The organism is Alteromonas sp. ABH4_457 (assembly GCF_056160625.1).
In genome coordinates, this window is record NZ_JBSWXN010000007.1 from 62242 (window position 1) to 75339 (window position 13098).

A 13098-nucleotide genomic window follows, 5' to 3' on the forward strand; every position below is an offset into this window, starting at 1 on the left:
ACAGTTCAGCTGAGGTTTGACTCACCTCGAATATACAACTGCACCGCTTAACTCAATAAAAAACGTTAGATTAGATTAGATTTGGCTTTGAAAAAATGAACTAACTTACCCAAATTGATGGATAATCTTATTTTAACGGGTTTTATCCCTTATTTATCTGTTAAAATTCATTGCGCTTATTGAAACAAAATACACATTTACGACACATAACTTCAGGAGCTGAATTGAACAAAAATATTGAGGCTAAACATATGGCAGAAGATACCATTGCAGAAGGGTTCCCAAGAGAAACCCTGGTGCATGTTTCGATTGAGTCTGTAAAAGCCATGCAGCAACTGCCTTTATGCCGAGCATTATACGTGACCGATGCAGGCCATTTTCCAGAAGCCAAATATCACAAAGTAAATCGACCAGATGGCTGCCCAAATTATATTTTGATTTTTTGTTTAGGTGGCAATGGCTACATAAAAATTCATAACAAAAATGAAGCGGTTGAAGAAGGTCAGGCATTTTTAATTCCGGCTGATACTGCACACGAATATGGCAGTATTGCAAACGGAAGCTGGCGTTTATATTGGGCTCATTTTAATGGTTCAGAAGCCGAAGGGCTTTACCAAACTTTATCAAACAACGGTGAAGATATAACCTTAGTTTTATCCAATCCAGCGCCAATTAGTAAAGCCTTTGAAAACACTATCCGTTGGGTACAAAGAGCTCAAACCATCAATGCGTTAATCTCTCTTTCCGGTAGTGTCGCCAATTTATTTGGTATTTTATCTGATTTAAAACGTTCAAAAATCAAACAAGTTCGCCTAGCTGAAGAACGTATTAGAAACACAATTATCACAATGGAACAAACCCTACGTATACCTATGACATTGGAACAATTATCAGAAGAAGCACTCATGTCTGTCCCTTATTATTGTTCACTATTTAAAAAACAAACGGGGTCAACACCAATGCAGGTTTATACAAAATTAAGAATTAAAGCTGCTTGCCAACTATTAGGTGAAACTCAATTGACTGTTAAAGAAGTCGCTGCGGAGGTCGGTTATGATGACGCTTATTATTTTTCTCGCGCCTTTAAAAAAGTAATGGGAATGAGTCCGTCTCATTACCGGGGCTATTTAGGCTTTATCTGAGGAACAATTGAAATTAACAAACACTCATTTATTTACAAACCAACAATGGATTATTTTAATTTATAAAGTATTTATCAAGTATGTTTATATAGCTTAATTACTAAGCGGTTAAAAAAGTACAGGAAAACCAAAAAAGCTGAGTTTTCCTGTACCAGAGGTCAATCGATTAGTTTGAAAGTAGCGCTTTCAAACTCTCCAGACTTGCCGCTGTAGATGGATTGAATGCATCATTCTCCATATAGTTCAGCAGACTGCTTCTCAGCTGTCTCGCAGCTGGTCGTTCTTTCAAGTTTGAAGTAAGGTCAATTGATGAAAAAATCAATTTACCAGGGCCAACTTTCGCTTCAACTACATTTGCCAAATGACGGTTAGACACAAAATTATCAATAACCCGCACAATTGAAGTTACTTGAGACTCATCCACTTCAATCGACTTGGATTGAATGGCTAGATCCCACCACTGCCAATTGGTATGAGACTCTGTCGGGAAGTGTGCAAAAGCTTGGTGAGCCGGGTCCACTAGCATTCCCATAGTACCGGCTTGGTCAGGAAACTGTACCGGGCTCCAGAAAACTGGAACAAAGCGACCCTCTACACCTTTCAGCTTTTTAAAATCCGGATTTAACAGTACTTTTTTACCTTGTTTTAAGGCTACTTCCGCTTCGTCAAAAGAGGTAGTTATTAGTACTTTGTCAGACTCTAGCTCAACGTTTTTAGGGTAAACCCAGAACGACCAGGCGTTCTTGTAGTCTGTACCAGGTAAAGTCAGTTCTACAGTCAATTTATCGGCTTTGTTGACGTTCAGGTCTAATGAAATATTACCTAACGCAAGATTATTACCGATCGCGAGGTTAAGCTTAGTAAGCTCACCCTGCTTAATAACATTGCCAGCAGAGTTGGAAATAGACCAGCGAATATTCTGTTCTTTTAACTCTCTAAAGAAGTTTGCGACCTCAACAGATGCCACGAACGTTTCACCGTTTTCATACACGGCTTTTTCGAAGCGTATAAGAGGAACAACTTCGCTATTAAATGTCCGGAACTCTTCTGCACTAATAGCCCCTTTAGATTCCCAAAATACATTCAAAAGACCCACAAGTGCGGTTCCCTGACCCGGAAAGTCCTGCAATTGTAATAGATGGAAACCATCAAACCCTGGCGTTTTAAGCGCGCGCTCAATTTCCTCTTTGTAAAGGAGTGCAGCCAATTCTCCTGATGCTGACGTAAAGCTATCAGCTAGTTGGAGCAGGTTTTTCTTTTCCAGCTCCTGTTTGACTGCAATAAAGTTTACAGGTTTTAACACACCAGTGTATTTCGGAATTTCGCTCATATCAGGGAATACAGCATACTGGCCAATTTCATGAGCAATGATGGGTACGTCGATGTAATCACTGTTCTGGCTATGGTCCATATCGAATGAAGGCGCATTATCATTGAAGAAGCCCTGACCACGTATCCAGCCTTTTTCTGTACGACTGGCTACATAGAATTGATCGACATCAAGCGGCCATAACGAACGTGGTTTATGCAATGTATAGGAGGTAGAGGTAAAAAGTCTGCGGTTATCCAGCTTTTTCAGATTGCTTACCAATGATCTAATTGTATCAACATCTCCCTGGAGTTCGTTGCCCATGGACATTAGAATAAATGACGGGTGATTACCATAGGTGTTAATAATTCGCACACTTTCCTGTTTAAGAAAATCAGCTGCAGCTTTGTCGGCTCCCACTGTATGGCTCCAATGCGGTAGTTCTACCTGAAAGTAAAAGCCGATTTCGTCTGCAGCTTCAAACGCGCCTTTTGGTGGGGTCCATGAGTGAAATCTAAAATGATTTAAACCATAGGTTTTAGCTAGCTCAATAATTTTGGTCCATTCTTCTTTTGTGGTAGGCGGATAACCTGTCAATGGGAAAGTAGCTGTATCTAAATTACCGCGAAGGAAAATACGATGATTATTCAGCATCAATTGCCCGTCCCGGCTATGAATTTCGCGGAAACCGAATTTTGTACTTATAGTACTTTTACCTTGTTCATTACCAGATTTTATTTCAAGCTTATAGAGGTTAGGGCTAAATTCATCCCAAAGGGCGACTGCTTCAGGTTTACTAAGTGAAAAGCTTATTTCGCTATTATTGACTTTGGCGTTATCTACAGAGCCATTAGCTACAACGCGGTTTTCCAGGTCGCTTATTTTATAAGAAAGTCCATCAATCATAGGCGCTTGTTGGGTATAACGGACAGCAAGGGTATTATTTTTAATATCAGAATACACTTGTAGATTAGACGGTTGATTGTAAGGTGTAGCAGTTAACTTAAGCGCTCCAACCACGCCATTCCACTTTATTTGGGTATGATTGGTATACGCGTGAGAAAGCTGTTTGCTAGGCTCAAGCGGATAGTTCTCGCTTTTATAGTTAATGGTTGGATGCTGGTCGCTATTGTCGATTCGGATCGTGATCAGATGCTTACCAGGAGTCAACCACTGGGTTAAATCATAGTCATGTGACGCTATCAAACTATCTTTCTTCCCAGCAAATTCACCATCGACGAATATACTTGATTCCCAGATAACACGCTCTAGAGTAAGCATGATTTTAACCCTATCCCAGTTATCAGGAATAACAATTTCTTTTTGGTACCAGGCAACACCAATAAACTCATGTGCACGTGTAAGATGAGACAGAACGTCATTATTTATAACAGGCTTAAGTGAACTTTTAGCACCAAGCTTAGCGTCATCCAAGGTACCCGGAAGAGAAATAGTCTCTCCAGACAAGCGCATTCCGCTCCAACCTTCAGAGTTGCCTTTTCTATCAGGATCGAGCTTCACGACCCAGCTTCCTTCGAGAGACAATGTATTGCTTTGAGGTTTGATATTGTCGAACACAGTACATGCACATACGACTAATGCAAGCGTTACACAGAGGACAATGTGCTTTATTTTATTCATATAATTTCTCACTTTTTAACTACCACAAATTGGTTCCGCGTAGCTTTAACCATGCAAATTAACGACTTTGAAAAAGATTCAGACGCTTACTGGTTTTTCATTAAGCAATTTTAATCCAACAACTTTTGCTGCATTGCTTCGAAGAACTTGTAGCTATTCAATTTTATTTTTATGTTGTTATCGAATGTTGGGGCGTTTGTTACAATATTTAACACCGGTGCTCGACGAAAGAGAATGCTATATTTGCGCATTCATGATGGATTATTTTATTGTCATTAACCTGCAGCATATATAAAGCGGGCGCCTGCGTGTAGCGGCAACGATTAACTGCATTTGATACATTTTTCCTTTGTTGTAAATCGCAGTTGCGCCACCTCGCCCGGTAAGGTAAACACCACATGGTAATACTTTACCGGCAACAACTGTTGTTCTCTGGCCTGATACCTGCGTTTGGCACTCGCCCCTGACGCTTCGGAAAGCGCCGGTTACGACAGGAGTTGTACGCAATCAGCCCGGTATGACAACTATCGCAACCCTACGGGAATTCAGGACGGCATTGCCCTTTATTCAGGATAGAAGTGCAATACAAAATCAGAATAAAATTAGAGATGTGGGAGCGAGAATCTTACCACGGAGCGGTTTAGTCCATTGTCCATTCCCTGTCTTGTGAAAGGTTTATACATCCCCTACAAATTCCGCCAGACAAAGAAAAACTAAAAGATACTCTTAGAGTTCCCGGGCAGTTGACCTTTCCCGCATAGCTATTTTACTCACCCCAAAACCACCTTCATTGCCCCGAACACCACCACCCCCGTGAGAGTGGGTAAACCCATTGAGCGGGTTTTCGACCAAACAATCAGTGTTGCCAGCAGGCCTGCTACTGTCGCTGTCCATGAGGGGATGGCGAGGTGGACCGGTACCAGCGAGCTGCCGAGCATGGCGGCTATCATTGCCGGGCCGGATACGGTGAGCCAGTCTGGCATATCGGGTGTTGTTTCATCATTTGCATGTTTAGCGAGTTTTTTGCGCATCCACAAATAAGGAAGCAGTCTGATTAAATAAGTGCCAACGGCAATACTGACGAGGGTCAGCCACATTTCCTGGCTCATTTCTGGCTCTCTTTCGGTTGAATAGCCTTCATCGCATGAAACACGATGGTGCCGGCTAAGGCGGCAAGGGGAATGGCTGCATTCGGGTAACCGGCTATTTTGCACAGCATAGACAGCACCGCAGCAGTGATAAGAGTGGTGGTCCACAACATGCTGTTGCAGCGCGGGGCAACTAAAACCGCAAACAGGGCGGGCAGGGCGAACGGCAGGGCTTCATTTACGAGTGGCCAGCGTTGGGTAAGTGTATCGCCGGCTAGTGCGCCAAGCGCTGTACCGCCAATCCAGCTGAACCATGCCAGCAAGCCTAAGCTCGTATACCATGCCATCCGATGTGCTTTGGGCAGTTGTGGCAAGCGCACCAGTGCCAGTGCAAATACCTGATCGGTAAGCCCGTGCATCAAAGGAAGCCAGCGCTTATCTGAATCCATGTACCTGGCAATATTCGGTGCATAAACCATATGGCGGGCGTTAATCAGCAATGTCATCAGTACAACAAGTGGCAGGGGAGCACCGGATGCCACCATGGCCACAAATAAAAATTGTGAAGCGCCGGCATAGATAAATGTTGAGATCAGAATGGTTTCAAATACGCTGAAACCGGCCTGTATTGAAATTAAGCCGAAGGAGATGGCTACGGGAATATAACCCCCGAACAAGGGGAGGGCATCCTTCAGCCCCTGACGCCATGGCGAAAAGTCCGGCGTTACTGTAAGCGTATTCATTCCGCAGGTTCCTGTATGCATTTACCGGTCACCCGGTCATAGTGAAAATAGTGTGTCATGTGCAAGGTGAGATGAAATTAAACGTTCCGGGTGTAACCGCGCAGTACAGGGGCGGTGGGATCCAGTAAAGCCAGTATCTCCAGCGCAAGTTCTCTGGCACCGGCAGATGCGCCGTATAACGGTGCTTTTTCCGGCTCTGACGTAACAGAAATAGCTGTACCGGCAATATTACTGGCCAGTGCATCTTCAATACAGGCTTGCAGTGCCGGATGGTGACAAAGCTGACCGCCGAGCACCACCTTTTCCGGGTTGGTCAGTACGCAGGTGGCAGCCACCACCTTACCGGTGGCATTCAGCAAATCAGCGGGCAAAGCGTTGCCGGATGTCAGCGCCATTTCATAAAAGTGTTCAGTATACAGAGATTCAAGCAACGGCGGCGCAGCGCCCAGCCTGACATAACCAATTTCACCGGCCATACCGTCAGCACCACGTACAATATTACCGTTGAGCATAAGGCCGCAGCCTATGCCTCTGCCAAGATGGATATAAGCAAAATTCTTACAGCCGGAATTCACATATTCCATGAGTGTGGCCCAGTTTACATCGTTATCGACGGTCACGGGGCACTGGTAACGATCGCCAAGCAGCTGTGCAAACTGAAGGCCGTGTGCCAGCGGAAAAGGAGAGTGAGGCAGGGCCAGCACATTGCCGGTAACCGGACTGACAGGATCGGCCACCGACACGCCGGTGGCGAGCAGCGGTGCGTTTGTTGCCGCCAGGGTTTTGTCTGTGAGGGTGAACATATCCTGCACGAAATCTGCCTGCAAACGCCCTTTGGAATAAGTCAGATACTCTTCAGAAAGTGTATTTCCGGTAAAATCCGTAATCCGTATCCAGGTGGCATTTTCTTCCAGTGCGAGGGAGAGCAGGGCCCCGAAATCCGGGTTTACTTCATAAATGACCGACGGACGCTTCGATGACACGTTATCCATTTCAGATGCGGTTTTAATCAAGCCTTTATCAGTCAGCCTTTGTGCAGATTCTGACACCGTGGGTTTGGAGATCCCGGTCATTTTGGCTATGGCTGCACGGGACAAACGCTGCGCTTTCTCCAGACACTGAAAGAACTGCTGGTCTGTGCGCATGGCCAGGCTGCCGGGCCGGTGATCAGGCTTGGCTGACATCGTGTGCTGTTTCCTTTCTCTTAAATCTGCTTTGTTAACGAAATGAAAAAATGTCTTTACTCAATGCGGTGCCCAGACTAGTATAATTTAACAAGTTAGGAAACCTTACTTATTTAATTGTGAGGTTAATGATCTATAAAATGAGAGGGAAGTACTGTGAGCGAACCGACGTCTAAATCGTATCTGCCCGACGATATCGAAAAAGCCATTAAAGACACTAAACAACTATGGCGGGCGCGCATTGGCGATGTGCCTGCTTTGCTGGACAATATTGTCGCGGGTCTGGAAAGAGACATTCGAGCTATTGAACAGGATATGCAAAATGGCAACACAGGCTGGCCCGAAGCAAACTACGAAGATATTGCCGCCGGTACGGTCTCCGCGGATGTGATGGCCCTTGTAAAACAACGGGGATGTCTGGTGGTAAGGAGGCACTTTCCCCGTGAACAGGCTGTTAAGTGGGACAAAGAGCTGGTGGATTATGTGGAATCTAACGATTTTGATAATCAGTACCGGGGTCCGGGAGATGACTTTTTCGGGACCTTGTCGGCGTCCCGTCCTGAAATATTTCCCATCTACTGGTCTAAACCTCAGATGGAAGCGCGGCTCAGCAGTCGCATGCAGGATGTACAGGTATTTTTAAATTCATTCTGGAAAACGGAATCGGAAGGCAGGAAATGGTTTGATCCTGCATGTAATTATATTTACCCCGATCGAGTGAGACGCCGCCCGCCCGGCGTGACATCCGGCGGTCTGGGGCCCCACACCGATTCCGGCGCGCTGGAAAGGTGGTTATTACCTGCGTATCAGAAGGTGTTCCGTCATATTCTGGACGGCGACTTTGATAAGTACGACCCCTGGGATGCTGCCTGGCGACCGCTCGTGAATGAGTATGAAGGCGGAACAACGAAATGTTCGGCGTTCAGAACGTTTCAGGGCTGGACGGCATTAAGTGACATTAAACGGGACCAGGGCGTGCTGTTTACCATTCCCGTGCCGGCTGCGATGGCGTATTTGCTTATTCGCCCGTTGCTGGACGATGTGCCGGAAGACAGCTTATGTGGTGTGTCGCCCCGTAAGGTGTTGCCGGTGGATGAGAAATGGCACAGCTTGCTGTTGCGGGCGAAGGCAACCATCCCCGATATGTCGCCGGGAGATTCGGTGTGGTGGCATTGCGATGTGATCCACGGCGTAGAACCGGTTGAAAACCAGCAGGGGTGGGGGAATGTAATGTATATTCCTGCTGCGCCGGGTTGTGATAAAAACCGTTTATATGCACAGCGTTGTGCCGGAGATTTTAAAGCAGGCAGATCGCCGGATGATTTCCCGGAAGAGCATTACGAAGAAAGCTGGGACAACAGAGTAAAATGGTCAGACTTATCTGACGCAGACAAAAAAGCATTTGGTGAATAAACCGGACAGTGCCGGCTCATACGATATCCTCACCGGACGGTACCAGAAAGCAGGAGTCACCGGTTTTCTCACCGCCTTTAAAGGTTTTCACCTCACTGACGGTGAGGCCGGTGTATAGTTTGGGGTCGTCCAGAATGGCATTAACAACAGGATCATCAGGTCCGCCATTTAACCAGGCGTTCACAGCGTTGCGGTTGTGGGGCAAAAAGCACGGAATGGATTTTTCGTGAAACTGGCTGAAACGAGGATGGGGTGGTCTGGTGATCACCGCACAGGCAGCCGTGCCGTTGTCGAACTGCCTGTACACCGCACCGATTAACATGGCGTCCTGCGCTTCCATCAGGTAATGCACTTTGCCTTTTCCCCGCGGATTGGACTCGCCAACTGCGGTGGCAACAACAATACCTCTTTGAGAGCGTACCGCATGTTTCCAGAAAGGACTGTCGAGATTGCGCGCATTGAAAGTAGTACGGTCACCAATAACCAGTCCGTCGCCCTCTGGTCTGGCATCAAACCACCAGGTCGCATCAATGACGTTGTCAGGCGCTGTTATCAGATTGGTGATTTTACGGGCCGGATTTTTACCAAAAGCGGGATAGAAATTCAGTACCCCGCCGCTTTCTTCCTTAAACAAGGGCAGTGTGGTGGTTAAGCCAACTTCTTCTAGCAGGTCAATGACGGCGGGGCAATCTGTCACCCGCTGAATGAATCCGCACATAGCAATGCCTTTCTGAGAATAATCATTACACAGTACAGGACAATCGTGGCGATAACACAGTTATTTGCCGTCTGTGACATCCGGCAACACGAAAGACACTTTATTCGGGTGCAGGCGGAACCATAAACCGGGATTCTCATCAAGCTGTGCCTGTGCGGTGGTTTCGTCTTTGCTGACGGATGTGTTCAGCACCTTTGCATAGGTCACCTTTTTGGCCGGTGCGGTGCTGGCATCCACCACTGACTGAACCAGTTTTTTCGCGCCCAGAATAGCGGCCGGTCCGAGGGTTAAAATCATCCCTGCTGCGCGGCATTCTGCTTCGTCCTGCGGGCTGATTGCGCTGCCACCGGCTTTAAATTTACTGATGTGGTGCTCAAGAATACTGGCAGAAATGGGAATGAGGCCTGCCATGTGTGAGGCTTTTGCGCCGGAGAAAGGCTTGATATAAGCCAGGTGAGACGCCGCATTGTCTTCCGGACCGTGACCGATAAAGAAAATGTCCAGACCACCAAGGCGTTCAAGTTTTTGTAAGTAATCTTTCAGACCTGCCTGTACATCTTCAAGATCCGTTTGCATGGGGGTGAAGCTTTTGATTTTGGCAAAGAATGCATCGCCAAGAATACGCTCGAAATCCCGCACAAAACTCAGGCTGTTTTGCATGCTCATGGGGGCCAGTGCATCCTGTGTGAATACGTTCAGCCGCGCAAGTACATCATCCAGTTCGCCGCTTTTTGCTTTTTCTCCCAGCAAACGGTGAAATGCCTGAGCGCCACGCCCGCCAAGCAGGGCAATGTTAATATCGCCGTCTTTGCCTTCTGCTGTTTTCAGTAATTCTTCCAGCATGGCTTTACCCACTTCCGCTTCTGATGGCAGAACAACGGGGGAAACACCATAGTCTTTGTAGTTGCTGACGGTCGCTTCGTGCTGACTTAACCAGACGTTTTTTTGTTTATTTGCTTGCTGAGTCACTCATTTCACCTGTTAAAACGATTCGGTTCTGTACCCGCTTTATCGATACATAAAAAAATGCCACCGGTAGCATAGCATTAGTCAGGGTTTGTTTCGAGGCTATCCTGAACGCGCAAACTACTCACCGGTATTCTGGTGACGGCTATATCTTCTTTGTTGACGGCATAGCTAATCCAGAGTGCATCACGCCAGACAATACTCTTCGGATAGCTGTAACCGGTGCGTTTATATTTTCCGGCGAATTTCATCGGCGGCAACGTAGATTCATCTCTGGCGAGCAGGGCATGATCAAAGTGTTTGCCGTCACGGCTGAGTGTGACAACCAGCGGCAGCCGGTCTTTTGTGCCGGAGGGGTTATTTACCAGATAGGCGGTGCCATCGGGTAAATTACCGGCGCTCTGTTTGGCCCGTGAATCAGGCATATTGGTAACCGCAGGCAAAGACCAGGTGTCACCGTTATCTTTACTCGCCGATGCCAGCACACGAAAGCTGCCGGCCTGATCGCGAAACGTCATAACAATGTTGTTGTCTGCATCAACAAAGGATGACGGTTCAAGCTCCCTGCTGATGGTGTCTTTGTGGGGTAAATGGGTGAAACTGCCCGCTGTCCATCCTGACGTGGCTGAGGGGTCTTCAGTGTAATAAGGTGTCGCATGCAAACCCGGTTGCATGTGAAAAGCCGTAAGAATGCGGCCTGACGGCAAGGCTTTCAAATCCTGCTCAATAATACCTTGTACCGGGCGTCCGCCGGCACCGGTAACCGGTTTAAATGCACTCCAGTTTATGCCATCTGAACTAGTGGCATATTCAGTATGCCCCTGCTTTTGTGGTGCATCGTCTGGCCATACATTAATAAACGCAATTAAAGTATCACCCTGCATCCACCAACCGCCGCTGGTAACAATGGCGTGCTCCCTGGCCGGTGCAAGCATACGGGACTTATTCCAGTGTTCTCCGTCCTCACTGACACTGTAAATGACATGGGTGCCGGGTCCGTCTTCATCTTTTCCCGACGTTTGCCACTGGCAGAAAAGTTGGCCTTTAAAGCCGGTGAGCACAGCGCCGTGGTTGTAGCCCGCCTGAGTTTCAACACCTTTAAATACGGTAAAGTGCTGTACGCCATCCGGCGATTTAAGTGCAGGGAAAGTGTCGCCGTGCTTTGTAAATAGCGTCGGATTGACGGTAAACGGCGCCGAGGGCTCAGCGGATTCTTCTGAAAACGCACTGAACGGATAAGTGAGGACAAGTAACGCAAACAGAATACGCAGATCTACTTAACGAAAAGCCGTCTGGCGGAATGCAAAGAGGGAAGCTGAGAATGGGGATTGAAACATGGCAGATATTAACACCCCGGGCCGGTTACCAGCGCTTCAGTTTAGGTTTGCGGCGTTGCCAGAATTGAGCGCCTTCGTATGGGAGTTCATGTTCTACAGTGAAGGTTTTGTCGGCAATAATGCTGCCGTTTAGTTCCAGTGTCATACGCCAGTCACCGGCTTTATCGTCAAGGGGCTCCCAGAGAGTATCCCCTAAATAAAAGTCCCAGTCGTTTGAGCGTACATATTCCTCACCGTCGAAGGGCGCCATGGGCTCTCCGTCTTTACCCGGTATGTCGGGGTGATAAATACAGTACCGGACCTTTTGATTTTTCGCCCGCTTGATATTCACAATGAAGCCGAATTCAATATCCAGTTCAAGGGGGATATCAAGGGTAAACGTCTTTATCTTAGGCAACGCTTTGTCTGCAGCATCCCATTTTGAATGGATACCAAAAGTCAGCATTTCTATAACGGGTTCAGGTCTGGCCATGGTCTTATCCGGCTGGGGTAAAATCGCAGGAATGGTATCAAATCCCGTGCCGGTCTCACAGTCTGTTTGAACCCTGTAGAATGCTGGTGGCGATCAACTATACTGTGATAAATGCAGTAAACAGAGTCTGACAGGTGGTTAGCAGTATGAAAATGACAGGCATTGTGGCGGTGTGTGTTTTATTACTGACAGGGTGTGGTGGTTCGGGAGACAGCACCAGCCGGCCAGTGCCGGCTGATAGTGTGCCTGACACAACAGTGACAGAAAATGTCAGTTACCGTCAGGTGCTGGCTCTGAATGCCACATCCCCTGATGTAAATATGGCTTATGGCGAAGAGCCATTGCAAACAGGCTATTTGTGGATGCCCGCAGACGTTGTATCACCGCCGCTGGTGGTTATGATCCACGGCGGCTGCTGGTCAAATCAGTACGGACCGGAACAACTCTATCCTCTTGCCTCAGCGCTTCAGGAAGACGGTTTTGCTGTGTGGGTGCCGGGTTTTCGTCGCAACGGGGATGAGGGCGGCGGCTGGCCGGGTACGCTGGAAGATGTCGTGCAAAGCATCAATTATATTTATCAGCAGAACGAGTTCCGGTTTGACGAAACCAGCGTTACGCTGGCCGGACACTCTTCAGGCGGTCACCTTGCATTGCTGGCCAGTCAGCAAGTCACATTACCTGTTGCGCGTATCACCGGGCTTGCGCCCGTTACGGACATTTTGGCTTACTCACAGGGTGCAAACAGTTGTCAGCAAGCTGTTAATTCATTCATGGAAAGCCGCCGGGAGGACGATCCGCAGGCCTGGGCTGAGGCAAATCCTGTTAATCACAGTTACGATACACCGCTTTGGATCCTTGCCGGTGAGCAGGATATTACGGTGACCATTGAACAGAATCCCATACCTGAGGCCACTTTTGTTGTAGTGGAACGCGCCGGACATTTCGACTGGCTACATCCTGATACGCCTGCTTTTCAGGTGTTTACCTCTTTGCTGGCCCGTTAGCCCCTAGTACAATTTTCGTGTAATTTGCAGTAAATATGCATAAAGTGGCTTTTTTCTGTCATCTGACAACCGTATTCTGAG

Annotated in this window: 11 protein-coding genes and 1 pseudogene; 3 read left to right on the plus strand and 9 right to left on the minus strand. The window is 47.4% G+C overall.

Translation table 11 applies throughout. The features are described 5' to 3' along the window. The first annotated feature begins 224 nt into the window (after positions 1 to 224). Positions 225 to 1142 (plus strand): AraC family transcriptional regulator, encoded by a 918-nt coding sequence (locus ACXAGR_RS18080; RefSeq protein WP_474851735.1) that lies wholly within the window; start codon positions 225 to 227, stop codon positions 1140 to 1142. 166 nt (positions 1143 to 1308) lie between these two features. Here the strand turns inward: ACXAGR_RS18080 and ACXAGR_RS18085 are convergent, their stop codons facing one another. The 5 genes and pseudogenes from ACXAGR_RS18085 to ACXAGR_RS18105 all read right to left on the minus strand — a co-directional run bounded on the left by ACXAGR_RS18085 (position 1309) and on the right by ACXAGR_RS18105 (position 7107). Then, entirely contained in the window at positions 1309 to 4092 is a 2784-nt protein-coding gene (locus ACXAGR_RS18085; RefSeq protein ID WP_474851737.1) for a sugar-binding domain-containing protein, read from the minus strand. 330 nt (positions 4093 to 4422) lie between these two features. Then, a pseudogene (locus ACXAGR_RS18090) lies at positions 4423 to 4609 on the minus strand (transposase zinc-binding domain-containing protein); the annotation flags it as partial. 253 nt (positions 4610 to 4862) lie between these two features. Beyond that, positions 4863 to 5201 (minus strand): AzlD domain-containing protein, encoded by a 339-nt coding sequence (locus ACXAGR_RS18095; protein ID WP_474851739.1) that lies wholly within the window; start codon positions 5199 to 5201, stop codon positions 4863 to 4865. Continuing rightward, complete coding sequence (locus ACXAGR_RS18100; protein ID WP_474851740.1) at positions 5198 to 5923, minus strand: AzlC family ABC transporter permease; 726 nt, start codon at positions 5921 to 5923, stop codon at positions 5198 to 5200. The genes ACXAGR_RS18095 and ACXAGR_RS18100 overlap by 4 nt, the downstream gene beginning before the upstream one ends. A gap of 77 nt (positions 5924 to 6000) precedes the next feature. Continuing rightward, positions 6001 to 7107, minus strand: coding sequence for an ROK family transcriptional regulator (locus ACXAGR_RS18105; protein WP_474851742.1), 1107 nt, complete (start codon positions 7105 to 7107; stop codon positions 6001 to 6003). A gap of 156 nt (positions 7108 to 7263) precedes the next feature. Here ACXAGR_RS18105 and ACXAGR_RS18110 point away from each other — a divergent pair, with 156 nt between their 5' ends. Continuing rightward, complete coding sequence (locus ACXAGR_RS18110; RefSeq protein ID WP_474851744.1) at positions 7264 to 8520, plus strand: YbiU family protein; 1257 nt, start codon at positions 7264 to 7266, stop codon at positions 8518 to 8520. 16 nt (positions 8521 to 8536) lie between these two features. Here the strand turns inward: ACXAGR_RS18110 and ACXAGR_RS18115 are convergent, their stop codons facing one another. The 4 genes from ACXAGR_RS18115 to ACXAGR_RS18130 all read right to left on the minus strand — a co-directional run bounded on the left by ACXAGR_RS18115 (position 8537) and on the right by ACXAGR_RS18130 (position 12013). Further along, the gene (locus ACXAGR_RS18115) at positions 8537 to 9238 is read right to left on the minus strand and encodes an SOS response-associated peptidase family protein (protein WP_474851746.1); all 702 of its coding nucleotides are present in this window, start codon (positions 9236 to 9238) and stop codon (positions 8537 to 8539) included. Between the two features lie 60 nt (positions 9239 to 9298). Then, positions 9299 to 10207, minus strand: a complete 909-nt coding sequence (locus tag ACXAGR_RS18120) for a hypothetical protein (RefSeq protein ID WP_474851748.1) — start codon at positions 10205 to 10207, stop codon at positions 9299 to 9301. A gap of 77 nt (positions 10208 to 10284) precedes the next feature. Further along, positions 10285 to 11265, minus strand: a complete 981-nt coding sequence (locus tag ACXAGR_RS18125) for a sialidase family protein (protein ID WP_474851750.1) — start codon at positions 11263 to 11265, stop codon at positions 10285 to 10287. Positions 11266 to 11566: 301 nt separating this feature from the next. Then, positions 11567 to 12013 carry a DUF3859 domain-containing protein gene (locus ACXAGR_RS18130; protein WP_474851752.1) on the minus strand — a complete coding sequence of 149 codons (447 nt, stop codon included), beginning with the start codon at positions 12011 to 12013 and terminating at the stop codon, positions 11567 to 11569. 146 nt (positions 12014 to 12159) lie between these two features. Between ACXAGR_RS18130 and ACXAGR_RS18135 the strand changes: the two genes are divergently transcribed. Further along, positions 12160 to 13017, plus strand: coding sequence for an alpha/beta fold hydrolase (locus ACXAGR_RS18135; RefSeq protein ID WP_474851754.1), 858 nt, complete (start codon positions 12160 to 12162; stop codon positions 13015 to 13017). The last annotated feature ends 81 nt before the right edge of the window (positions 13018 to 13098 follow it).